The sequence below is a fragment of the Nocardioides nitrophenolicus genome, assembly GCF_016907515.1.
In the GTDB taxonomy this organism is placed as follows: domain Bacteria; phylum Actinomycetota; class Actinomycetes; order Propionibacteriales; family Nocardioidaceae; genus Nocardioides; species Nocardioides nitrophenolicus.
In genome coordinates this window covers 4,925,024-4,947,257 of sequence record NZ_JAFBBY010000001.1, presented here as the reverse complement: position 1 = coordinate 4,947,257, position 22,234 = coordinate 4,925,024, and the positions used below count along the sequence as shown (strand labels likewise).

At 72.7% G+C, this 22,234-nt stretch carries 20 protein-coding genes; 13 read left to right on the top strand and 7 right to left on the bottom strand.

Annotated features, from left to right (window positions below):
* Window positions 1-11: 11 nt before the first annotated feature.
* Together JOD66_RS23820 and JOD66_RS23815 are read left to right on the top strand one after the other, a co-directional pair.
* On the top strand, window positions 12-899 hold the full coding sequence (locus JOD66_RS23820; RefSeq protein WP_204839285.1) for a Gmad2 immunoglobulin-like domain-containing protein: 888 nt from the start codon (window positions 12-14) through the stop codon (window positions 897-899).
* Window positions 896-1,948: a winged helix DNA-binding domain-containing protein gene (locus JOD66_RS23815; RefSeq protein WP_204839284.1), complete on the top strand. Its 1,053-nt coding sequence runs from the start codon at window positions 896-898 to the stop codon at window positions 1,946-1,948. The genes JOD66_RS23820 and JOD66_RS23815 overlap by 4 nt, the downstream gene beginning before the upstream one ends.
* A gap of 65 nt (window positions 1,949-2,013) precedes the next feature.
* Here the strand turns inward: JOD66_RS23815 and JOD66_RS23810 are convergent, their stop codons facing one another.
* The 3 genes from JOD66_RS23810 to hrcA are packed head-to-tail and all read right to left on the bottom strand — an operon-like array spanning window position 2,014 to window position 4,966.
* Complete coding sequence (locus JOD66_RS23810) at window positions 2,014-2,766, bottom strand: 16S rRNA (uracil(1498)-N(3))-methyltransferase (protein WP_204839283.1); 753 nt, start codon at window positions 2,764-2,766, stop codon at window positions 2,014-2,016.
* Between the two features lie 2 nt (window positions 2,767-2,768).
* On the bottom strand, window positions 2,769-3,929 hold the full coding sequence (gene dnaJ, locus JOD66_RS23805) for a molecular chaperone DnaJ (RefSeq protein ID WP_204839282.1): 1,161 nt from the start codon (window positions 3,927-3,929) through the stop codon (window positions 2,769-2,771).
* Window positions 3,930-3,940: 11 nt separating this feature from the next.
* Complete coding sequence (hrcA, locus tag JOD66_RS23800; RefSeq protein ID WP_204839281.1) at window positions 3,941-4,966, bottom strand: heat-inducible transcriptional repressor HrcA; 1,026 nt, start codon at window positions 4,964-4,966, stop codon at window positions 3,941-3,943.
* Window positions 4,967-5,139: 173 nt separating this feature from the next.
* On the opposite strand from hrcA, the gene JOD66_RS23795 reads away from it, so the two are divergent.
* From JOD66_RS23795 to JOD66_RS23775, 5 genes are all read left to right on the top strand, one after another.
* The gene (locus tag JOD66_RS23795; RefSeq protein ID WP_204839280.1) at window positions 5,140-5,874 is read left to right on the top strand and encodes a DUF2470 domain-containing protein; all 735 of its coding nucleotides are present in this window, start codon (window positions 5,140-5,142) and stop codon (window positions 5,872-5,874) included.
* Window positions 5,875-5,890: 16 nt separating this feature from the next.
* Window positions 5,891-6,670 (top strand): MBL fold metallo-hydrolase, encoded by a 780-nt coding sequence (locus JOD66_RS23790; protein ID WP_204839279.1) that lies wholly within the window; start codon window positions 5,891-5,893, stop codon window positions 6,668-6,670.
* 111 nt (window positions 6,671-6,781) lie between these two features.
* Window positions 6,782-7,567 (top strand): SDR family oxidoreductase, encoded by a 786-nt coding sequence (locus tag JOD66_RS23785; RefSeq protein WP_204839278.1) that lies wholly within the window; start codon window positions 6,782-6,784, stop codon window positions 7,565-7,567.
* On the top strand, window positions 7,564-9,048 hold the full coding sequence (locus JOD66_RS23780) for a flavin-containing monooxygenase (RefSeq protein ID WP_204839277.1): 1,485 nt from the start codon (window positions 7,564-7,566) through the stop codon (window positions 9,046-9,048). Before JOD66_RS23785 ends, JOD66_RS23780 begins: the two co-directional genes overlap by 4 nt.
* Before the next feature lie 81 nt (window positions 9,049-9,129).
* Entirely contained in the window at window positions 9,130-10,074 is a 945-nt protein-coding gene (locus JOD66_RS23775) for an AraC family transcriptional regulator (RefSeq protein WP_204839276.1), read from the top strand.
* 44 nt (window positions 10,075-10,118) lie between these two features.
* Here the strand turns inward: JOD66_RS23775 and JOD66_RS23770 are convergent, their stop codons facing one another.
* The 4 genes from JOD66_RS23770 to JOD66_RS23755 form a co-directional block, all read right to left on the bottom strand.
* Entirely contained in the window at window positions 10,119-11,570 is a 1,452-nt protein-coding gene (locus JOD66_RS23770; RefSeq protein ID WP_204839275.1) for a purine-cytosine permease family protein, read from the bottom strand.
* Window positions 11,571-11,653: 83 nt separating this feature from the next.
* A complete protein-coding gene (locus JOD66_RS23765; RefSeq protein WP_204839274.1) occupies window positions 11,654-13,750 on the bottom strand; it encodes a hydantoinase/oxoprolinase family protein in 2,097 nt (698 codons plus the stop codon).
* Window positions 13,751-13,767: 17 nt separating this feature from the next.
* A complete protein-coding gene (locus JOD66_RS23760; protein ID WP_204839273.1) occupies window positions 13,768-15,546 on the bottom strand; it encodes a hydantoinase B/oxoprolinase family protein in 1,779 nt (592 codons plus the stop codon).
* Window positions 15,536-16,720 (bottom strand): M24 family metallopeptidase, encoded by a 1,185-nt coding sequence (locus JOD66_RS23755; protein ID WP_204839272.1) that lies wholly within the window; start codon window positions 16,718-16,720, stop codon window positions 15,536-15,538. Before JOD66_RS23755 ends, JOD66_RS23760 begins: the two co-directional genes overlap by 11 nt.
* Window positions 16,721-16,909: 189 nt before the next feature.
* Here JOD66_RS23755 and JOD66_RS23750 point away from each other — a divergent pair, with 189 nt between their 5' ends.
* The 6 genes from JOD66_RS23750 to JOD66_RS23725 all read left to right on the top strand — a co-directional run bounded on the left by JOD66_RS23750 (window position 16,910) and on the right by JOD66_RS23725 (window position 22,234).
* Window positions 16,910-17,674 (top strand): IclR family transcriptional regulator, encoded by a 765-nt coding sequence (locus JOD66_RS23750; protein WP_204839271.1) that lies wholly within the window; start codon window positions 16,910-16,912, stop codon window positions 17,672-17,674.
* A gap of 171 nt (window positions 17,675-17,845) precedes the next feature.
* Window positions 17,846-19,171 carry an aromatic ring-hydroxylating oxygenase subunit alpha gene (locus tag JOD66_RS23745; RefSeq protein WP_204839270.1) on the top strand — a complete coding sequence of 442 codons (1,326 nt, stop codon included), beginning with the start codon at window positions 17,846-17,848 and terminating at the stop codon, window positions 19,169-19,171.
* Window positions 19,168-19,776: an aromatic-ring-hydroxylating dioxygenase subunit beta gene (locus JOD66_RS23740; RefSeq protein WP_204839269.1), complete on the top strand. Its 609-nt coding sequence runs from the start codon at window positions 19,168-19,170 to the stop codon at window positions 19,774-19,776. The genes JOD66_RS23745 and JOD66_RS23740 overlap by 4 nt, the downstream gene beginning before the upstream one ends.
* A gap of 1 nt (window position 19,777) precedes the next feature.
* A complete protein-coding gene (locus JOD66_RS23735; RefSeq protein WP_204839268.1) occupies window positions 19,778-20,062 on the top strand; it encodes a hypothetical protein in 285 nt (94 codons plus the stop codon).
* Complete coding sequence (locus tag JOD66_RS23730) at window positions 20,059-20,721, top strand: type 1 glutamine amidotransferase (RefSeq protein WP_204839267.1); 663 nt, start codon at window positions 20,059-20,061, stop codon at window positions 20,719-20,721. The genes JOD66_RS23735 and JOD66_RS23730 overlap by 4 nt, the downstream gene beginning before the upstream one ends.
* Window positions 20,722-20,749: 28 nt before the next feature.
* Entirely contained in the window at window positions 20,750-22,234 is a 1,485-nt protein-coding gene (locus tag JOD66_RS23725; protein WP_204839266.1) for a glutamine synthetase family protein, read from the top strand.

Below are 22,234 nucleotides of genomic sequence, written 5' to 3'. Positions count from 1 at the left end.
AGGATCGAGCCATGACCTTCCCCCGCCCCCTCACCGCCGCCGGCGCCGTCCTCGCCCTGGGCCTGCTCGCGGGTTGCGGCGACGACGAGCCCGCTGCCCGGCCGACCCCCAGCCCGGCGACCTCCGACGTGGCGACGGAGTCCAGCTCCACGCCGCCGACCGCCTCACCGAGCGACCAGGCCTCGGCGGTGCCCGCCTACTACGTCGGCGAGACGCCTCAGGGCGACCGGCTCTACCGGGAGTTCCTGCAGGTCGCCGGCGCCGACCGACTGGTCGCCACCGCCGCCGCGATCACCAGCGGCGACCCCGTCGACCCCGACTACCGCACGCTGTGGCCGAAGGGCCGGTTCGCGTCGGTCGAGAAGACCGCCGACGCGATCGTGGTCGCGCTGCCCGACGACACCTGGGTCTCGGCCGGGTCGCTGAAGCCCGCGCAGGCGCGACTCGCCGTCCAGCAGCTCGTCTACTCCCTGCAGGGCGCGGCCGGGGCGCGGCTGCCGGTGCGGGTGACCCTCGACGGCGAGCCGGCCGCGACGCTGCTCGGCGTCCCCGTCGGAGACGGCCTGAGCGCCGCGCCCGAGCTCGACGTCCTGGCCCTGGTCAACGTCACCGAGCCCGCCGAGGGCACCGCCGTGAGCGGCAGCTTCACCGCCACCGGCCGGTCCAGCTCGTTCGAGGCGACCGTCGCCTGGGAGATCCAGGACGCCGACGGCAAGGTCGTCCTCGAGGGCTCCGCGATGGCCGAGGGCTGGATCGACAAGCTCTACCCGTGGACCACCGAGGTCGACGTCAGCGAGCTGCCGCCCGGCGACTACACCTTCGTGGCCCGCACCGATGACCCGTCCGGCGGCGAGGGCGGCGGCCCCACCGAGGACACCAAGCGGATCACGATCACGTGAGGTTCTCCCGCCTCCGGCTGAACCGGACCCTGCTCCTGCGCCAATACCTGCTGGAGCGGGTGGCGATGGAGCCCGGCGCGATGGTCGACCACCTGGTCGGCCTGCAGGCGCAGGAGCCGCTGCCGCCGTACCTCTCCCTGGCGGCCCGGCTCACCGAGCTGGACCCCTGGGCGGTGAGCCGGGCGATCGAGGACCGGTCGCTGGTGCGGGTGCTCAGCCTGCGCGACACCGTCCACCTCCACCTGCCGGCCGACGCGGTGACCCTGCCGGTGTGGGCGGCGCCGGTGCGCGAGCGCGAGATCCGGGCCAGCCAGACCATCGGCTCCGCGCGCGAGGTCGACCGGGCCGCCTTCTCCGCGGCCGTGCACGAGATCCTCGCCGACGGCCCGCTCCCCCAGCGCCGACTCGGCGCCGCCCTCGCCGAGCGCTTCCCGGCGTACACCGCCACCCAGCTCGGCCAGGTGGCGCGGGTCGCCGAGGTCCTGGCCCAGCTCCCGCCGCGCGGCTGCTGGAAGCCCACCGGCTCCACCGCCGTCGCCTACGACCTCGCCGAGCGCTGGACCGGACTCCCGCTCACCGCGCCCGACGTACCGACCCTCGTGCGCCGCTTCCTGCGCGCCTACGGCCCCGGCACCGCCGCCGACGTCACCGCCTGGTCCGGGATCACCCGGCTCGGCCCGGTCGTCAAGGCGATGCCGGACCTGGTGGTGCACGAGGACGAGAACGGCAAGCCGCTCTACGACCTCGCCGACGCCCCCGTCGCCGACGAGGACGCCCCGGCCCCGGTGCGGCTGTTCGGCACCTACGACAACCTGTGGCTCTCCCACGCGTCCCGGGACCGGGTGATGGCCCCCGAGCACCGGCGGCTGTGGATGGGCGTCAACGGGGCGCAGGCGATGTCGGTGCACGTCGACGGGTGGTTCGCCGGGCTGTGGCGGGTCGAGGACGGGCGGGTCGTGGTCGTCGAGCTGGTGCGGGAGCTGAGCCGGGCCGAACGGGCGGGGTTGGACGAGGAGATCGGGCGGGTGGAGGCGCTGCTGGCCCGCTGATGACGTTGCGGTTTGGGACCAAACCGCAACATTTCGGCGATTTCGGTGCAGTCTCTGCCCAATCGCTAGCTGGTCAGACCACCCCAACGCGACGTCCGCGCCAGCACCGCGGCGACCGCGGCGACCCCCGCGGTGGAGGTGCGCAGCACCTCCGCGCCCAGCCGTACGGCGACCGCACCCCGCCCGACGAAGGTCGCGACCTCCTCCTCGGTGAGCCCGCCCTCGGGCCCGACGATCACGACCAGCTCGCCGTCGTCGGGCAGCGCGAGCGCCCCGATCGGCTCGGTGGCGTCCTCGTGCAGCACGATCGCCACGTCGGCCGCACCGACCAGCGCGGTCACGTCGTCGGTCGTGGCGAGCGGCGGCACGGTCGGGTGCCAGGCGCGGCGGGCCTGCTTGGCCGCCTCGCGGGCGGTGGCCTGCCACTTGGCGTGCGACTTGGCGGCGCGCTCGCCCTTCCAGACCGCGACGCTGCGCGCGGCGGCCCAGGGAACGATCCGGGCGGCGCCGATCTCGGTGAGCACCTCGACGGCGAGCTCGCCGCGATCGCCCTTCGGCAGTGCCTGGACGACGGTGACCCGCGGGCGCGGCTCGGGCTCGTCGCGGACCTCGGTCACCAGCGCCGTGAACGAGCGCTTCGTGGTCGCACTGACCTCGCCGGTCGCGACCCGGCCCAGCCCGTCGGCGAGCAGCAGGCGCTCGCCCACCCGCAGCCGTCGTACGACGACCGCGTGGTGGGCCTCGTCGCCCTCCACGACCACCGCCGAGCCGACGCCGACACCGTCGAGCGACGGCACGAGGTGCTGCGGGAGGGTCATGCTCAGTGGGCCGTGAACGCGTCGCGCAGCCGGCCGAACATCGACTTGTGGGTGGGCCGGACGTCGCCGGTGGGCTGCTCCTCGCCGCGGATCGCCGCCAGCTCGCGCAGCAGCTCCTCCTGACGCGGGTCCAGCCGGGTCGGGGTCTCGACGGCGACGGTGACGGCGAGGTCGCCGCGTCCGCCGCGCAGGCCGGGCACGCCGAGCCCGCGCAGGACGACCTGGTGGCCGGACTGGGTGCCGCTCGGCACCTGCAGGTCGAAGGAGCGCTGGACGTCGGCGCTCGGGTCGAGGTCGGCCTCGAGGGTGGGGAGCTCGATGGTCGTGCCGAGGGCGGCGGCGGTCATCGGCACCGTCACCGTGCAGTGCAGGTCGTTGCCGTGGCGCTCGAACACCTCGTGGGGCGCGACGTGGATCTCGACGTACAGGTCGCCGGCGGGGCCGCCGCCGGGACCGACCTCGCCCTGCTCGCTGAGCTGGACCCGGGTGCCGTTGTCGACGCCGGCGGGGATCTTGACGGTGAGGGTACGCCGCGAGCGGACCCGCCCGTCGCCCGCGCACTCGCGGCACGGGTCGGGGATCACGGTGCCGAAGCCGCGGCAGGCCGCGCACGGGCGCAGGGTGCGGATCTCGCCGAGGAAGGAGCGCTGCACGTGGGCGACCTCGCCCTGCCCGTGGCAGGTCTCGCACGGCACGGGGTGGCTGCCGGGTGCGGCGCCCTCGCCGCCACACGTCGTACAGCGCACGGCGGTGTCGACCTTCAGCTCCCGGGACACGCCGAAGGCCGCCTCGGCGAGCTCGACCTCGATCCGGATGAGGGCGTCCTGGCCGCGGCGCACCCGCGAGCGCGGCCCCCGCCCGGCACCGCCGCCACCGCCCTGGCCGCCGAAGAAGGCGTCCATGATGTCGGTGAACGAGAAGCCGGCGCCCTGGCCGCCGAAGCCGGCGCCGAAGGCGTCCCCGCCGCGGTCGTACGCCGCCCGCTTCTGCGGGTCGGAGAGCACCTCGTAGGCGGCGGTGACCTGCTTGAACCGCTCCTGGCTCTCCGGGTCGGGGTTGACGTCGGGGTGCAGCTGGCGGGCGAGCTTGCGGTAGGCCTTCTTGATCGTGTCGGCGTCCGCGTCGCGGCCGACGCCCAGCAGCTCGTAGGGGTCCTGGGTCACTTCTCTTCTTCTCAGCTCTCGTCGAGGATGCGGGAGACGTAGCGCGCCACGGCGCGCACCGCCGCCATCGTTCCGGGGTAGTCCATGCGGGTGGGGCCGACGATCCCGAGCGCGGCGAGCGCGTCGTCGGGGCCGTAGCCGGTGGCGACGACGCTGGTGGAGGCGAGGTTCTCGAAGGGCCCCTCCGCACCGATCCGCACCGTCACGGCGCCGCCGGCGGTCGCCTCGCCCAGCAGCTTGAGGAGCACGACCTGCTCCTCGAGCGCCTCGAGGAGCGGGCGGACCGAGGTCTCGAAGCTGTCGCCGAACCGGGCCAGGTTCGACGTGCCGCCCACGGCGACCCGCTCGTCGGAGCGGTGGTCGCTCATCGCCTCGACCAGGGTCTCGACGACGGCGACGGTCGGCGAGGTGGCCTCCGGGGCACCGTCGAGGCCGTGGACCAACGCGTCGAGGGCGCTGGCGGCGTCGGCGATCACCTCACCGGTGGCGGCCAGGTTGATCCGGGAGCGCAGAGTGGCCAGCTCGTCGTCGCTGATGTCGGCGTCGAGCTCGACCAGGCGCTGCTCGACCCGGCCGGAGCTCAGGATGAGCACGAGCAGCAGTCGCACGGGGGTGAGCGCGACGACCTCGATGTGGCGCACGGTGGAGCGCGAGAGCGTGGGGTACTGCACGACGGCGACCTGGCGGGTGAGCTGCGCGAGCAGCCGGACCGAGCGGTTGACGACGTCGTCGAGGTCGACGGCACCCTCGAGGAAGCCCGCGATCGCGCGGCGCTCGGCCTGGGTCGTCGGCTTGACCGTGGAGAGCCGGTCGACGAAGAGCCGGTAGCCCTTGTCGGTCGGCACCCGGCCGGCGCTGGTGTGGGGCTGGTGGAGGTAGCCCTCCTCCTCCAGCGCCGCCATGTCGTTGCGGATCGTGGCGGGCGAGACGTTGAGGTGATGGCGCTCCACGAGCGCCTTGGAGCCCACCGGCTCCTCGGTCGAGACGTAGTCCTCGACGATCGCACGCAGCACGGCGAGCCTGCGCTCCTCCTGCATGCCCACCTCCTCCAGACCTGGCACTCCACCATCGGGAGTGCCAATCCTAGCCCCGAGCCGCGCGAAAGCCCGGACCCGCGGGACACCTCACCCGCTCCGGCTTCCCAGATTCCACCGATTCGAGTAGGTTAGGCTCACCTAATCTTCTCGTCCCGGAGCTGCAAGGAGCGGACATGACGGTCGACCCCGGTCTCGACGTACGACGACTCGCCGCGGCGGCGCGCAGCATCCTCGCCTGCCCCCACGAGGTGCAGCTGGTGGTCGACGGGCTCGACGACGTCACGTCCGGGCTCGACGAGTCCGTGCTGGAGATGCAGGACCACGGCGGCCGGCCGCTGCTCTCCTGCCCCGCCGACTCCGCGCTGGCGCTCGCCGCCACCGACCGGCGCGGCGCGCTGCTCACCGTCACCAGCGGCCTGGGCACTCCCGGATCCACCGACCGCGACGCGATGCTCACCCTGTCCGGGCGCCTCGACGCGCTCGGGATCGAGCAGTGCGAGTGCTGCGACGAGCTCCGGATGCGAGTGGGCCTCGACCTCGACTTCATCCTGCTCGCCCGGGCCAGCGCCCCCGACGACGCGCCCGACGAGACCCGGGTCCGGGTGCCGCTCGCCGCGTTCACCTCGCCCGAGCACGACCTCAACCGCGGGTTCCTGCAGCGTTCCACCGAGCACGCCAACCAGTGCCACCAGGACGAGCTGCGCCGCGCGGTCTCGGCGCTGAGCCAGACCCGGCTCGGCGACGTCGTCGGCGTCCAGCTCACCGGCCTGCGCGCCGAGGGCGTCGAGCTGCGCTGGGTCGACCCCACCGGCGCCCACCGCACCCTGCTCCGCTTCCCCCGGCCCGCCACCTCCGCGGCCGAGCTGGGCGAGCTGCTGCGCACGGAGCTGCACGCCGGGCTGTGCTGATCGCTACGGTGGACGGGTGCCGTTCACCGAGGTCGCGGACCGGGTCTGGGTCCGCCGTGTTCCGTCGTACGACGTCAACCTGGTCGCCGTCGGGGGCGAGCGGGGCCTGGTCGTGGTCGACACCCTCGCCACCGCCGCCGAGGCCCGTGCCTCGATCGCCGCGATCGGCGACCTGGGCGCCGGGCGGGTCGTGGCCGTCGTCAACACCCACGACCACTTCGACCACGTGCTCGGCAACGCCACCTTCAAGGAGCGCTACGACGACCCGCCGGTCCACGCGACCGAGGAGGCCGCCGCCCGCACCGACCCGGCCGCGCCGCCGGCCGACCACACCTTCTCCAGCGCCGCCGTCATCGACCTCGGCGACCGCCAGGTCGAGCTGGTCCACCCCGGCCGCGGCCACACCGCCGGCGACCTCGTCGTCCGGGTCCCCGACGCCGACGTCCTCCTCGCCGGCGACCTCGTCGAGGAGTCCGCGCCCCCGTCCCTCGGCGCCGACTCCTGGCCGCTCGACTGGCCGCAGACCCTCGACCTGGTCCTCGGCCTGACCACGCCCTCGACCGTCGTCGTCCCCGGACACGGCGGCATCGTCGACCGGCGCTTCGTCGAGGACCAGTGCGACGACCTGCGCGCCGTCGCCGAGACGATCCGCGAGCTCGCCACCCGCGGGGTGCCCGAGGCCGACGCACTCGCCGCCGCGGAGTGGCCCTTCCCCGTCGAGGCGCTGCACCACGCGATCGGGCGGGGGTACGCGCACCTGCCGCCGCAGGTGCGGCGCCGGCTGCCCCTGGCCTGAGTCCTCGCGCGGACCGGACAGGACCCGCGCGCAACGGATAGCCGCCGCTCGCGCGGCGTCCCTAGCGTCCCCTCCCAACCTCATCGCCCGATGACTCAGGAGGCAGGACACATGAGAGCTCTCGACGGCCGCACGGCGATCGTGACCGGCGGCTCGACACTGATCGGACACGGCGTGGTCACCGCGTTGGCGAGGGCCGGCGCGCACGTCGTCGTGGCGGACCTGGACGCCGCCGGCGCCGCGGCCCTGGACGGCCCGCGGGTGACCTTCCGGCACACCGACGTCACCGACGACGACCAGCTCGCCGCGCTGGTCCGCGAGACCGTCGCGGAGCGCGGCGGCATCGACGTGGTCGTCAACCTGGCCAGCGTCTACCTCGACGACGGCCCCACGACGTCGCGGCGCGACTGGCTGAGCGCGCTCGACGTCAACGTCGTGTCGATGGTCGCCCTGGTCCAGGCGGCACTTCCCTGGCTGCGCGCCAGCCCGCACGCCGCCGTGGTCAACTTCGGCTCGGTGTCCTCGAAGGTCGCCCAGCCCGGCCGGTGGACCTACCCGGCGAGCAAGGCCGCCGTCGTCCAGCTCACCCGGAGCATGGCGCTCGACCTCGCCCCCGACGGCGTCCGGGTCAACTCGGTCAGCCCCGGGTGGACCTGGTCGAAGGTGATGGACCAGCTCTCCGGCGGCGACCGGGCCCGCACCGACGCCGTCGCCGCGCCCTTCCACCTCACCGGCCGGGTCGCCGACCCGGCGGAGGTCGGCGAGGTCGTCGCCTTCCTGGTCTCCGACGCGGCCTCGGTCGTCACCGGGGCCGACTGGGCCGTCGACGGCGGCTACTCCGCGCTCGGTCCCGAGCAGGCCGTGCCCGCCATCCCGCTGCTGACGGAGGGCCGATGAGGATCGCGATCGTCGGGGCCGGCTTCGCCGGGCTCGCCTCGGCCAAGGTGCTCCGCCAGCTCGGCCACGAGGTCACCGTCCACGACAAGGCGCCGGACGTCGGCGGGGTGTGGAGCCTCACCCGCCGCTACCCCGGACTGCGGACGCAGAACAACAAGCAGACCTATCGCTACTCCGACCACCCGATGCCACGCGCCTTCCCCCAGTGGCTGGAGGGCGCGCAGGTGCAGCAGTACCTCGAGGCATACGTCGACCGCTTCGGCCTGGCCCCGTGCCTGCGCCTGGGCACCGAGGTCGAGCGGGCCGCGCCCGCCGAGGGCGGCGGCTGGGAGGTCGTCACCTCCGGGCAGGAGGCGGGCACCGAGCACTTCGACCACCTCGTCGTGGCCAACGGCATCTTCTGCGAGCCGGCGATCCCGGACTTCGACGGGGTCGCCGAGCTGACCGCGGCCGGCGGCCGGCTGATCGCGACCAGCGAGCTCGCGAGCCTCGACGAGGTCCGTGACCGCCACGTCGTGATGGTGGGCTACGGGAAGTCGTCGTGCGACGTCGCCGTCGAGGTGAGCCGGGTCGCCGCGAGCACCACCGTCGTGGCCCGCGGGCTGCTGTGGAAGGTGCCGCGCCGGATCAAGGGCGTGCTCAACTACAAGTACCTGCTGCTCACCCGCCTCGGGGAGGGGCTCTTCCCCTACCAGCGGCTGAGCGGCGTCGAGCGCGTGCTGCACGCCCGCGACTCGGCGCTGCCGGGCGCGATGCTCGGGAGCGTCGAGAAGGTGGTCACCGGCCAGCTCGGGCTCGACCGGCTCGGCCTGGTGCCGGAAGCGCCGTTCGCGAGCATCGCCAAGGCGTCGGTGTCGCTCGCGACCGAGGGCTTCTACGAGGCCGTGGCCGACGGCACCATCGGCGTGCACCGGGACACGGTCGTCGCCCGCTTCCTGGAGAAGGACGGGCGGCCGCACGCCGAGCTGACCGACGGCGCGGTGGTGCCGGCCGACGTGGTCGTGTGCGGGACCGGCTTCCGCCAGGAGGTGCCCTTCCTGCCGGAGGAGGTCCAGCGCCGGCTGCTCGACGAGCGCGGCAACTTCGCGCTCTACCGGCAGATCCTGCCGGTCGACGTGCCCGACCTGACCTTCGCCGGCTACAACTCCTCGTTCTTCTCCCCGCTGTCGGCCGAGATGTCGGCGGTGTGGATCGGCTCCTACCTGTCCGGCCACCACCGGGTGCCGGACGCGGCCACGATGCGGGCGGTCGTGCGGGAGCGGGTCGCCTGGATGGAGGAGCGCACGGACGGACATTCCGCCCGGGGCACCAACGTGGTGCCGTTCTCGATGCACAACATCGACGAGGTGCTCGCCGAGGTCGGCCTGGACGTAGGGCGCGGCACCAAGGCGCTGCAGTGGCTGCTGCCGGTGCGGCCCGCGTCGTACCGGAGGATCACCCGGCGGCTGGCCCGGCGCGTGGGCTCCGCCGATTCTCCGTGACGGAAAACGGGCACCGGGACTCGCCCGCGCGGGTGCGTCGGCCCTAGGGTCGGCGCACCCGCGTCCCGCAAGGAGCAGCCGATGGCCGCCGACCTGCTCACCAGGCATCCGGTGGTGGCGACCACCGAGCTCGAGGTCGCCCGCGAGCAGGTCGCGGCGCGCTACTGCCCGCACACCCTGGCGCTGGCCCGGCGCGACGAGCGCCTGGACCTGGTCCACAACGCCGTCGCGCTCGGCGAGGACGTCGTCCTCAACTACATGCGCTACGGCGGCGAGGTCCGGATCACCCCGGGCCGGTTCCTGGACTTCTACCTCGTGCAGATACCGCTGCGGGGCCGCGCCCGGGTGCGTTCGGGCGACCGTGAGCTCGTCGCCGACCGGCGCACGGCGTTCGTCGGCTCGCCCGACGAGCCGGTCGACATGAGGTGGACCGCCGACTGCGCCAAGCTCGTGGTCTACGTGCGCCGCGGCGCCGTCGAGGAGCTCGGCGTCCCCGGCCTCACCTTCGACCCCGTCCTCGCACTCGACCGCCCGGCGGCCCGCGACTGGATGCGGCTGCTCGGGCTCTGCGTCGAGCAGCTCGAGGTGGGCAGCGACCTGCTCCGCTCCCCCGTCGTCGCGACGAGCTATGAGCAGGCCCTGATCTCGGGCCTGCTCGCGCTCCAGCCCAACAACGCACTCACCCGGGAGCCCGCGGCCGGGCCGAGCCACGCCGTCCGCACCGCTCGGGCGCTGATCGACGGCGACCCCGGCCGCGCCTGGCGGGTCGCCGACCTCGCTCGGCTCAGCGGCGTGTCGGCACGCACCCTCCAGGACGCCTTCCGGCGCGAGCTCGACACCACCCCCCTGGCCGAGGTGCGAGGCGCCCGGCTCGAGCGGGCCCGGGGCGACCTGGTCGCGGCCGACCCGCTGTCGACCACCGTCGCCGTCGTGGCCGCGCGCTGGGGCTTCTTCCACCTCGGACGGTTCGCGCAGGCCTACCGCGACCGCTTTCACGAGCTGCCCTCACAGACACTGGCGCGCTGACCCCGGAGGGTCAGCGCGCCAGTGGTCGGTCGGCGGCGTCGGCGCTACTCGGCCAGCTCCAGCGCGGCGCTGGCCTCGACGGTGCCGGTGCCGCGGCCCTCGGGCAGCAGCGAGGAGCGCAGGGCGACATAGAGCAGGGGGCACAGGACGAGGGCGATCAGGAAGCCGAGGTTGGTCCGGCCCGAGTCCTGCAGCCAGTAGGCCAGCGCCGACGACGCCAGCATCGCGACGATGCCGGCCCAGTTGAACTGCTCGACCCGCTCCCGGTGGGCCGCGCCGCGGCGGACCACGAAGAAGTCGGTGATCATCAGCGCGCACAGCGCCGTGGTCAGGATGCCGAGCAGGCCGAGGAAGGAGTTGATCCGGTCCAGGATGTCGCCCCAGATGGCGAGCAGCGCGATCACGTTGCCGAGCACCACCATGACCAGCCGGCCCGGGCTGCGGCCGAAGACCGCGTCGGAGAGGTTGCTCAGGGCGAGCGAGCCCGAGTAGGTGTTGAGCACCTGGGCCTTGGCCTGCGCGGCGTACATCACCAGGAAGCCGAGGAAGCCGGACAGGACGATGAAGTAGGCGCCGGGATTGGCCGACGACATGAAGGCGATCTTCTCCGGGATCGTGGCGCCCACCTGGCTGGCGGCCTGGGCGGCGTTGGTCGGGTCGGCGAGGTGCTCGGCGACGACGAGGTTGCCGGCCTGGAAGACGATCGTGCCGATCGCCACCACCACGATGTTGACCACGATCGCGCCGCCGACCGCGAGCACCCGGACGTCACCCGAGGTCCGCGCGTAGCGGCTGAAGTCGGCGCCGACGAGGGCGAGCGCGCCGGCGATGCCGGCGATGATCGACAGCGCCGCGGTGATCTCGGTGAAGCCCACCCCCGGCGGGCTGTAGGACCACACGTCGCCCAGCGAGACCGACGACTTGTCGAGGGCGACGATCGTGACCACGACGAACAGCACGCCGCACACCACGGTCAGCAGCAGCGACACCTTCTGCACCAGGCCGAGACCGAAGGTGGTCAGCACGATCCAGGCGACGGTGAGGACGCCGTAGATGCCGAGCTTGTTGGCGGTCGACGGCTCCCACCCGAACATGAAGATCGTGCCGTAGTAGAGCAGCGCGTTCTCCAGGGCGAGGAAGCCGAGGATCATGAACGCGAACACCAGCGAGGCGAGTGCCGAGCCGCGGGTGCCGAGGCCGTGGAAGCGGGCGGTGACCGTGGACGACGTACCGGTGGCCTGGCAGATCCGGCCGACCGCCCAGCCGATGCCCGAGCCGAAGACCGCGGCCACCAGGGCCACCACGAGACCCCACCGGGTGCCGGCGGTGAAGGTGACGGCGGCACCGACGCCGAGGACCACCAGCGTCGAGCCGACGCCGGCGGTGTTGGCGAACAGCGCCCAGCCGCTCTGGCGCTGGTCGAGCGGGACGGACTGCAGGGCGTTGTCTTCGATGACGGCCCGGAGATCGGGCCGTCGTGAGGTGTTTTCGGGCATGACGGAACTCCTGACGGGGTGAGAGGTGGCCGGCCCGGCGCGGAGTGCGCCGGGCCGGTGAGGGGCCCGAGAGGGGGCGGGGCTCAGAGGTTGAGCCGGGCCTCGAGCTCCGCGGCGCGCTCGCGCAGGTACATCACGAAGGAGCCGCTGCGGTCGACGACGCAGTCGTACTGGTCGAGCACGACGATGGTCGTCGTGCCGAGCTCGATCACCGCGGGACCGCTGATCCGGGCGTTCGGCCCCATCGCCGTGCCCTGATGGACGTCGACCTCGACCATCGCCTTCTGTGCCGGCGACCAGATCTCGCGCCGCGCGGGACGCTCCGGCTTGTCGACGACGACCTCGGAGGCGAGGTCGATCCGCTCGTCGGACGTGCGGCCGACCGCCGAGAGGCGGACGTTGAGGACGTCGATCGGCATCTCGTCGCTGTGGTAGCCGAAGAGCAGCTCGTGCTCGGCGTGGAAGGCCGCCGCGATGGTGGCGACGTCGGGCGCGGCCAGCATCGCCGCGTCGAGCGGGATGTTGAGCTCGTACCACTGACCCTTGTAGCGCAGGTCGAGCGACGGCTCGAAGGTGATCGCGTCGTCGGCGACACCCTCGCCGTGCAGCGTCGCCCGGCCCTCCTCGGCCATCGTCTTCCAGGTGCGGACCAGCCCGGCGAGGTCGAGCACGTCGAGGCGGTCGTTGGCGCTCTGCACGTAGTCGTGCTTGAAGTCGCACACCAACATGCCGGCGGCGCAGAAGATCGACGAGTCGCGGGGCGTGATCAGGACCGGGATGTCCAGCTCGCCGGCGATGGCGGCGGCGTGCACCGGACCGGCACCGCCGGCCACGACGATCGGGAAGTCACGCGGGTCGAGGCCGCGGCGCACCGTGATGTCGCGGACGCCGGAGGCCATCGAGACGTTGACCATCTCGTAGATGCCGGCCGCCGCCTCGAGCACGCTGAGTCCCAGGGGCTCGGCGACGTCGCGGCGGATCGCCTCCTCGGCGGCCGCCTTGTCGAGCGCCATCTGGCCGTTGAGGAAGCTGTCCGGGTCGAGGTAGCCGAGGACGACGTCGGCGTCCGTCGTCGTCGCCCGGTCGCCGCCCCGGCCGTAGCAGGCCGGACCCGGCACGGCGCCCGCGCTCTGCGGCCCCACGCTGAGCAGCCCGCCCTCGTCGACCGAGGCGATCGAGCCGCCACCGGCGCCGATGGTGTGGATGTCGACCGAGGGCAGGGCCAGCGACCAGCGGTCGATGCTGCCGTCGGTCATCACCAGCGGCTTGCCGCCCTTGACCGCGGCGGCGTCGAAGCTGGTGCCGCCCATGTCCACGGTCAGGCACGAGTCCCAGCCGTGCTCGGCGGTGACCAGCAGGCCGGCGGTCGGCCCCGAGGCCGGCCCGGAGAGCAGCGACAGCGCGGCCCGGCGGGCCAGCTCGGCCGGCGTCGCGACGCCGCCGTTGGACTGCATCATCAGCAGCAGACCGCCGAACCGGACCTCCTCGAGCAACCCCGTGAGCGTCCGGAGGTACGACGAGATGATCGGCCCCGCGTAGGAGTTGAGCACCGCCGCGCTCGACCGCTCGTAGTAGCGCGCCTGGCCGAGCAGCTCGGCCGACTCGGTGAGGTAGACGTCGGGCAGCGCCTCCCCCAGGATCTCCGCGGCCCGGCGCTCGTGGGCTGGATTGGCGTGGGAGTGCATGAACGAGATCGCCACGGCCTGGACGTCCTGCTCGCGCAGCGCCTCGGCGGCGGCGCGGACGCCGTCCTCGTCGAGCGGGGTGACCTCGCCGCCCAGGTAGTCCATCCGGCCCTCGATCGGCAGCCGGAGGTGGCGCGGCGCCAGCGGCTCGGGCATCGCGAGGAGGTTGTCGTAGCCGTCCTCGCGGGTGCCGTGCCGCATGGGCAGCACGTCGCGGAAGCCCTCGGTGACGAGCATGGCGGTCTTCGGGCCGCGCCGGGTCAGCAGCGCGTTGGTGGTGACGGTGGTGCCGTGGACGATCAGGCCGATCCGGTCGACGAACGCCTCGACCGAGGTGCCCTCGAGGTCGGCCAGCTCGCGCAGGCCGTTGAGGACCGCCTGGGGCGGGTCGACCGGGACCGAGCTGGTCTTGTGGATGCGGCGGCTGCCGTCGGGGTAGATCACGAGGAAGTCGGTGAACGTGCCGCCGACGTCGATTCCGATGCGGATGCTCATGGTGGGTCCTTGGCGGTTCAGGCGCGGAGCGCCGCGGTCTGGGCTTCGTCGACGGCCTGGCCGTCGGCGGTGAGGACGACGCCGTAGTCGGCGCGGGCCTTCTCGGCCGAGAGGAGGCCGTCGCGGACCTCCGCCAGCACCTTCGCGGCGGGCCGTCGGCGCGGGTCGCCGTACCCTGCGCCGCCGCCGGCGTGCGAGATGACCCGGGTGCCGACGGGCTGGTCGATGATCTCCTTGGAGCCCCAGTCCTGGCTGGTGCCGTCGGGGTACTCGACGCGCAGCTCGTTGAGGCCGGAGTCGAGACCGCCGAAGAGGCCGCGGGCCGGAAAGGCGCCCTCGTGGGCCATGTTGTCGGCGAGGGTGACGCCGATCTGGCCCTCGCCGTAGGTGCGCCAGGCGGAGCGGGTGCCGTAGCCGCCGCGGAACTCGCCGGCGCCGGCCGAGTCGGGGAGGTACTCGTTGTACTCCAGGAAGTGCGGCGTGGTGATCTCCAGCATCTCCGGGTCGGGATAGCGCATCTGGCCGGCGGTGCCGGTGAAGCCGAGCGCGTCCCAGCCGTCCTGCCCCTGCACGCCGCCCGGGCCGGTGCGCTGGAAGACGGTGAACGCCGCGAAGGGCTCGCCGGTGCGCGGGTCGATGCCGTTGGTGGCGGTGCACATGTACTTGTTCCAGCCGGCGCAGACCCGGTCGGGCAGCGCGTCGGCGAGCGCGAGCATGATCGCCTCGACCACCTCGTCGCAGAGCTGGTTGCCGTAGATCGTCGCCGCCGGGAACTCCGGGTCGACGATCGATCCCTTGCGGAACCTCGTGGCGATCGGCGCGAACAGCCCCTGGTTGGTGGGGATCCGGATGCCGCCGCTGGCCATCAGCATCAGGAAGGCGATCCGGACCGCCCCCTTGGCCGCCGCGGGCGGCATGTTGCAGATGCCGGGCGACTGGTCGTCGGAGCCGGAGAAGTCGAAGGTGATGTCGCTGCCGGCGATCTCGATGTCGACAGCGATCTTGTACTTCCGCGTCGGGTCGACGCCGTCGGAGGTCATGAAGCTCTCGCCGTGGTAGCGACCGTCGGGCCAGCGGCCGACCTCGGCCTCGACCTGGCGGCGGGAGCTGTCGAGGATGTAGCGCCAGTGCGACTCGTAGCTGTCGAGTCCGTAGCGCTCGACCACCTCCACCACCCGGCGGGCCCCGACGGTGCAGCAGCCGACCATCGCCCGGATGTCCTCCATGACGAAGCCGAACCGGATGTTCGCGGCGAGCAGGTCCCACACGTCTTTGCGGGGCACGCCCTTCTCGGCCAGCTTGAGCGGCGGGATGCGGAGCGCCTCCTGCCAGATGTCGCGGGCGTTGGGGTTGTAGCCGCCGGCGGTCATGCCGCCGATGTCGGCGAGGTGCCCCTTGGCCGCGGCCCAGCCGATCAGCCGGCCCTCGGCGAAGATCGGCAGGAAGATCCCGGTGTCGGCGTTCTGGTTTCCCCCGTGGTAGACGTCGTTGTGGATGATGACGTCGCCCTCGTGGATGTCGTCCCCGAAGTACTCGATGATGTACTCCAGCGACGGGTGCGCGCCGAACGCGATGATCGCCGCGAACTCGGCCTGGGCGAGCGTGTTGCCGTTGCGGTCGAAGATGACCGTCACCAGGTCGCCGATCTCGTTGAAGATGGGCGAGCGCGACGAGCGCATCAGCATCGTCGCCATCTCCTTGCTGATGGAGTCGACCCGGCGCTGCAGCACGGAGGCCGTGATCGGGTCGATGCCGGCGGCCGGGGCGGCCGGGGCGGTGCTCTGGTCAGTGGTCATGGACGGAGACCCCTCCTCGGGAGATGCGGTGGAGACCGGTGGGGTGCTCGGACAGCTTCCGGCTCCCGCCGGGCTCCACGATGAAAGTGTCGGACATGTAGCCGCTGTGGCGACCCTCGGTGTCCTGGACCATCGGGTGGAGGGTCAGGACCATCCCCGCCTCGATGGTGTTGTCGGCCGACTGGTCGGGGTCCTCGACGACGTCGAGCCCGATCATCGGGTCCTCGATGACGTCGAGCCCGAGCGAGTGCCCCGACCAGTACGACGTGGTGGCGCCGTGCTGCTCGACGCCGGCCAGCACGGTGCGCTGGATGTCGCTGGGAATCGCCCCGGGCGTCATCGCCCGGGCGCCGTTGCCGATGCCGTCGGTGACCGCGCGGGCCATCCGTGCGGTGACCTCGTCCGGAGCGGCGAAGGTGACCATCCGGGCCAGCTCGGTCCAGTAGCCGCGCGGCCCGATCATCTCGAACGAGAAGGTGTGCACGTCGTGCGTGCCGAGCACCCGGTCGCGTGGGCTGTCGAACGTCGAGCGGGAGTGCTCGTTCTGCTCGTCGGTGTGCATCGACAAGAAGATCGGGTCCTCACCGCCGAGCAGGTGCCCGACCCGGTGCATCTCCGCCGCGATCTCGCGCTCGGTGATGCCGGCGTGCGCGATCTCGAGCAGCCGGTGGAAGCACTGGTCGAGGATGTACGCCGACTCCTCGGCACCGGCCAGCTCCCAGGCGCTCTTGACCGCGCGGACCCGCTCGAACTCCTTGGTGAAGTCGACGAACGCGCAGCCGGGGAACGCCTCGGTGAGCGCGAGGTACTCGTTGACCTTGAGCACCTGGCCGAGCCCGATGACGCCGACCTTCTCCAGCCGGTCGGCCTCCTTGAGCGCCTCGACCAGACCGGCGCCGGTGGTCTGCGGGAACCGGTAGTCACGCACCCAGCCGGAGACCGGCTTGCGGGCGCTCACCAGGCTGCCCGAGAGCACGAGCACCGGCTCGCGCTCGCGCAGGAGCACGGCGTTGCCGTACTTGTGGCACAGGTTGTAGTCGGCGACGTAGCGCAGCGACCCCTTGTGGCCGCGGTAGTCGTTGGCCGCGAAGACGAGGGCGTCGAGGTCGTGCGCGACCATCGCCCGGTCGAGCGCGGCCCACCGCCGATCGCGCTCGTCGATGGACTGGGACATGGGGAACCTCCTCCACTGAGGACGGGGGCGGACGACGGCCTGGCCGTCGGGCCCGGACACGGTGAGGACCGGCGCCGTCCGGCGTGAGAGGCCACGCGGGGCCGGCGATCCGAGGGTCGGTCCTCGAAGTGCCGTGAACGTAGTCCCGACGAAACGAGGCCGAGAACGAGCGGCGCTATGTTTTTCGTTGTGGCGAATTCCGCACCTCCGATCGAGTCCCTGCATCGCGGCCTGGTCCTCCTCAAGGAGCTGCGCGACGGCCGGGTCCTCGGCGTCAAGGAGGCCGCGGAGCTGCTGGGCGTCGCGCCGTCGACGGCCCATCGGCTGCTCACCGCCCTCTGCTACGACGGCTTCGCGGTCCAGGACCGGGACCGCCAGTACCGGCTCGGCCCCGAGCTGCGTCCCGAGCAGGTGCGCGGGCGCGACGTCGGGGAGTTCCGCACCCTCGTGCACCCGGTGATCGACCGGCTGAGCCAGGCCGTCGGCGAGACCGTGCACGTCTGGGTCCGCCAGGGACCGTTGCTGCGCTGGGTCGACGGCGTCGCCGGCCCCGCCCCGTCCCACGTCGCGACCGACCGGTGGGACCGGGTGCCGGCGTACGCGTCGGCGGCCGGCAAGGCGCTGCTCTCCGAGCTCAACGGCAAGCAGCTCGAGGAGGTCTTCGCCGACGGCCTGCCGCCCGCCCGCTCGTCGCGGATCACCAGCATGCAGTCGCTCAAGCGCCACCTGCACGCCGTCCGCACCCGCGGCTACGCGCTGAGCATCGAGGAGTCCGCGCAGGGTGTCGACGGCATCGCCGTCTGCTCGAAGGACGCGCTGGGGCGGCCGATCTTCGCCATCTCGCTGGCCATCCCGAGCTCGCGCTTCGAGCGCGCCAAGGTGCCCGACTACGTCGAGGCGCTGCGCTACGCCGTCGAGCAGACCGAGGAGGCGCTGGGCTCGCCGACGGACTGATCCTCGACGGGAGCGTCCGAGATTCCCCCTGGGGGAATTCCGCGCGCTCGGCGTGGCCGGGGGCCGCGGGCCGTCAATAGCGTGCCGCCACCCGCAGCGCGGTGGAGGCGTACGCACTTCCGGCGAACCTCCGCCGCTGCTCATCGACCTGCGATCCGAGCGAGGCGCGAGATGACCGTCCAGGAACAACGACCGACAGCACCCGAGAGGGACCGGACCGACCGCTGGAGCGACCTGGTCCACGAGGACCGGGTGCACCGCACCCTGTACACCGAGGCCGACGTCTTCGCCGAGGAGATGGTGAAGGTCTTCGGCGGCGAGTCGTGGGCCTACCTGGCCCACGAGTCGCAGCTGCCCGGGCCGAACGCCTTCGTGTCGGTGCGGCTGGGGCTGCGCCCGGTGCTGGTGACCCGCGACCGGCACGGCGCGCTGCACGCGATCTTCAACCGCTGCGCGCACCGCGCCGCGACCGTATGCCGCGAGGAGTCGGGCACCGCCAAGAGCTTCCAGTGCCCGTACCATGGCTGGACCTTCCGCAACACCGGCGAGCTGGTCGGCGTGCCCTGGCCTCAGGGGTACGCCGAGCTGGACAAGGACGCGTTCGGCCTGACCCGCGTTGCCCGGGTCGAGAGCTACCGCGGGTTCGTGTTCGGGACCATGAACGCCGACGCGCCGTCGGTCGAGGAGTGGCTCGGGCACGCGCGGCCCTGGCTGGACTACTGGATCGACCGGGCGCCCGCGGGCGAGGTGCTGCTGGGCTCGGCCGCCTACCGGATGGGCTTCCGCGGCAACTGGAAGCTCGCCTACGACAACGCCGGCGACGGCTACCACCCGTCGTTCTCGCACCGCTCGCTGCTCGAGATGGCCTCGCGGATGGGCGAGTCGAAGGACATGTCGTACTTCGGGCGCACGCCCGACGACGGCCCGATGGTGTCGTACTCGCTCGGCAACGGGCACAGCGTGATCGACCAGCGGCCCGCGCACGGCGACGAGCCGGGCAGCTTCTGGGCGAACCAGCGTCCGCAGCCGGGCCGCGAGTCGTTCGAGGCGCGGATCCGCGCCGAGCACGGTGCCGACGCCGACCGGCTGCTCGACCTGGCGATCGGCGCCCAGATCAACCTCAGCATCTTCCCGAACCTGCTCATCATCGGGAACCAGGTCCAGGTGATCGAGCCACTGGCCGTCGACCGCACCCAGCTGACCTGGCACGCGACCCGGATCGGCGGCGTGCCCGAGGAGGTCAACACGCTGCGGATGCGCAGCCAGGAGGACTTCCCGGCGTTCGGCGAGCCCGACGACCAGGCCAACTTCGAGGAGGCCCAGCGCGGCCTCGCCGCGACCGAGGCGGAGTGGATCTTCATGAACCGTGGGCTCGACGTCACGCCGTGGCAGTCGCTCGGTGAGGACGGCGTCATCGCCACCGCCGTCACCGACGAGCTGCACATGCGCAGCTACTACGACGAGTGGCTGCGCCGGATGCGGGAGGAGGTCCGATGAGGCTCTCGGCACTTCCCCCGCAGTTCCAGGACACCTCGGCGCACTCCTTCCACGTCGACGCCGACTGGTACGCCGAGCTGGACGCCTTCCGCGCGCTGCTGGCCGACGACTGGCCGGCCGCGCCCATCGACGAGTGGCACCAGGCGCAGTCGTTCCTGGCCCGCGAGGCCCGGCTGGTCGACGAGGGCCGGTTCAACGACTGGCTCGGGATGTTCGCCGGCGACGGCCTGTACTGGGTGCCCGTCACGGCGGGCGGCGGCGACCCGCGGCACGAGGTCAGCCACGCCTTCGACGACCATCGGCGGCTCACCGACCGCGTCTACTGGCTGCGCACCGGCCTGGCCTACAGCCAGATCCCGGCCTCGCGGACCCGGCGCGCGATCACCAACGTCGAGACCGTCACCGACCTCGAGGGACGCCGTCTGGTCCGCTCGAGCTTCGTCGTGCACGAGTTCCGCGCGGGCGTCGCGAAGACCTACGCCGGCTGGTACGGCCACGTGCTCGTGCCCGCGGACACTGGCGGGGACGACTGGCGGATCCGGCTCAAGCTGGTGAACCTGCTCGACTCCGAGCAGTACCACGAGAACCTCACCCTGGTGTTCTGACGTGGACACCACCGACCAGGCCGCCGACAGCGCGCGCCTGGAGCGCGAGCTCGCCCTCCTCCGGGCCCGCGTCCGGCGGCTGGAGCGCGACCTCGCGTCCGTCCAGCCGCTGGTGCGGACCGCCCGCCACCTGGCGCCGTGGGACTTCACGCCCTACCAGGTGCGGCCCGACGGCGACTGGGTCGCCGTCGACCGGCGCCGGGTCGAGGAGCTCCTCGCCGCGCTCGCCGCCATCGACCACTGGGTGCCGTGGAGCACCCCCATCGAACCGAGGCCCCAGCCATGACCATCGCTGTGCTCAGCCACGTCCCCGAGCCCCTGATCGCCGTCCTGCGCGAGCGGGCGGCGGCCGCGGGCCGCGAGCTGACCGTCTACGCCGCCTATCGCGGCGAGCTCCCCGAGCGGGACGCTCATGAGGCCTGGGTCGTGCTCGGCGGTGCGCAGAGCGCGCACGCGGACCGCGCCACCCTGCAGCCGGAGATCGACACACTCGCGGGCGCGGTTGACGACGGACTGCCGCTGCTCGCGATCTGCCTCGGCGCCCAGCTGCTCGCCGTCGCGACCGGCGGGCGGGCCTTCACCGGCGACAGCGGGCTGGAAGCGGGCCTGATCGAGGTCTCCTCGACCGCGGCGCAGCCCCCCTCGGGCCGGTATCTCTCGTTCCACTCCGACTCGATGGAGCCGCCGCCGGGGGCCGAGCGCCTGGCGAAGAGCGACCGCTACCTCCAGGCCTGGCGGTACCGCAGCGCGCTGGCGGTCCAGTTCCATCCCGAGCTCGACGTCACCGGCTTCGAGGCCGTGCTCGACGTCGAGGAGGACAAGCTCGCCCATTTCGGCGTCGACGTGCCCGCCCTCCGGGCCGAGATCGCCGTCCCCCAACCCTCGCCGAGCGCCGGCGAGCGCCTGATCGACAGCTGGCTGGCCGGTCTCCCGGCCCGCCCCTGACAGCCCACTCACCCATCCAGGAGGAATCATGTCCGCGAAGTTCATCGAGCAGCACGGGCTCCACACCGCCGACCAGGCGACGGCCGCCGAGCAGTCGCTCAAGGTCATCGAGCAGCAGGGCATCGAGATCGTCCGGCTGGTCTGGCCCGACCAGCACGGCCTGCTCCGTGGCAAGGCGCTGACCACCGACGCCTACCGCGCGGCGCTGGCCGCCGGCAACGAGATCACCATGGCGCCGTTCTTCTTCGACCCCGCCAACGCGATCGTGTTCAACCCGTTCACCCCGGACGGCGGCTTCACCGTCGACGGCCTCGGCGGCAGCCCCAACGTCAAGATGGTCCCCGATCCGGGCACCTTCACCGTCCTGCCCTGGCTCGACAAGACGGCGCTGGTGTTCTGCGACCTCTACCTCGTCGACGGCCGGCCGTTCCCCCTCGCGCCGCGCTCGATCCTCAAGCAGGTGCTCGCCGAGCTCGACGACGCCGGCATGCGGCTGATCGCGGGTGTCGAGATGGAGTGGTATCTCACCAGGCTCCTCGAGGACAGCCTGACCGGCGTCTCCCTCGGCGCACCGGGCACGCCCGCCGACCCGCCGGCGGTGGCACCGGTGGCCCGTGGCTACAGCTATCTGCTGCTGGAGCACCTCGACGAGATCGACCCGGTGCTCGCGCCGATCCGCGACGCGTTGCTCGCGATGGGCCTGCCGCTGCGCTCCTTCGACGACGAGTGGGCGCCCAGCCAGGTCGAGACCACCTTCGACATCCTCGAGGGCCTGGCCGCGGCCGACTCGGCCGCGCTCTTCCGCACCACCACCAAGCAGGTGGCCCGGCGACACGGCCACCACGCATCATTCATGTGCACCCCCGCCATCGAGGGCTTCTACGCCAACGGCTGGCACCTGCACACCTCGATCGTCGACCGGGAAGGCCGCAACCTGATGGTGCCCGGCGAGGGCGAGGCGCTCTCGGAGCTCGGCCGCCACTACGTCGGCGGCACCCTGGCGCACGGCGTCGCGGCGTCGGTGTTCACCACGCCGACGGTCAACGGCTACCGCCGGCGCCGGCCGTACTCGCTCGCCCCCGACCGGCTCACCTGGGGCCAGGACAACCGGGCCGCGATGATGCGGGTCATCAGCGCCCCCGGCGACACCGCGTCCCACGTGGAGAACCGGGTGGGCGACTCCGCCGCCAACCCCTACCTCTACATCGCCGCGCAGGCCGCGGCCGGACTCGACGGCATCCTGAACCGGATCGAGCCGGGCCCGATCAGCGCGGACCCGTACGCCGCCGACGTCCCGCAGCTGCCGACCTCGCTCGCCGAGGCGGTCGAGGCCCTCGACGGTGACGCCTTCTACCGCAAGACGTTCGGTGACGGCTTCGTCGACTACCTGGTCACCATGAAGCGCAGCGAGGTCGACCGGCACCGCGCGTGGGTGGAGGCCCATCCCGACGAGTCGACGTACGTCAACGGGGTCTCCGACTGGGAGCACCGCGAGTACTTCGACCTGTTCTGA

Excerpts from the sequence above, each read along its gene's own strand:
- hrcA (WP_204839281.1), bottom strand. The coding sequence starts at position 4,966 with ATGCAGGAGGAGCGCAGGCTCGCCGTGCTGCGTGCGATCGTCGAGGAC.
- JOD66_RS23795 (WP_204839280.1), top strand. The coding sequence starts at position 5,140 with ATGACGGTCGACCCCGGTCTCGACGTACGACGACTCGCCGCGGCGGCG.
- JOD66_RS23785 (WP_204839278.1), top strand. The coding sequence starts at position 6,782 with ATGAGAGCTCTCGACGGCCGCACGGCGATCGTGACCGGCGGCTCGACA.
- JOD66_RS23745 (WP_204839270.1), top strand. The coding sequence starts at position 17,846 with ATGACCGTCCAGGAACAACGACCGACAGCACCCGAGAGGGACCGGACC.
- JOD66_RS23760 (WP_204839273.1), bottom strand. The coding sequence starts at position 15,546 with ATGACCACTGACCAGAGCACCGCCCCGGCCGCCCCGGCCGCCGGCATC.
- JOD66_RS23730 (WP_204839267.1), top strand. The coding sequence starts at position 20,059 with ATGACCATCGCTGTGCTCAGCCACGTCCCCGAGCCCCTGATCGCCGTC.
- JOD66_RS23810 (WP_204839283.1), bottom strand. The coding sequence starts at position 2,766 with ATGACCCTCCCGCAGCACCTCGTGCCGTCGCTCGACGGTGTCGGCGTC.
- JOD66_RS23820 (WP_204839285.1), top strand. The coding sequence starts at position 12 with ATGACCTTCCCCCGCCCCCTCACCGCCGCCGGCGCCGTCCTCGCCCTG.
- JOD66_RS23740 (WP_204839269.1), top strand. The coding sequence starts at position 19,168 with ATGAGGCTCTCGGCACTTCCCCCGCAGTTCCAGGACACCTCGGCGCAC.
- JOD66_RS23725 (WP_204839266.1), top strand. The coding sequence starts at position 20,750 with ATGTCCGCGAAGTTCATCGAGCAGCACGGGCTCCACACCGCCGACCAG.
- JOD66_RS23765 (WP_204839274.1), bottom strand. The coding sequence starts at position 13,750 with ATGAGCATCCGCATCGGAATCGACGTCGGCGGCACGTTCACCGACTTC.
- JOD66_RS23755 (WP_204839272.1), bottom strand. The coding sequence starts at position 16,720 with ATGTCCCAGTCCATCGACGAGCGCGATCGGCGGTGGGCCGCGCTCGAC.
- JOD66_RS23780 (WP_204839277.1), top strand. The coding sequence starts at position 7,564 with ATGAGGATCGCGATCGTCGGGGCCGGCTTCGCCGGGCTCGCCTCGGCC.
- JOD66_RS23770 (WP_204839275.1), bottom strand. The coding sequence starts at position 11,570 with ATGCCCGAAAACACCTCACGACGGCCCGATCTCCGGGCCGTCATCGAA.
- JOD66_RS23775 (WP_204839276.1), top strand. The coding sequence starts at position 9,130 with ATGGCCGCCGACCTGCTCACCAGGCATCCGGTGGTGGCGACCACCGAG.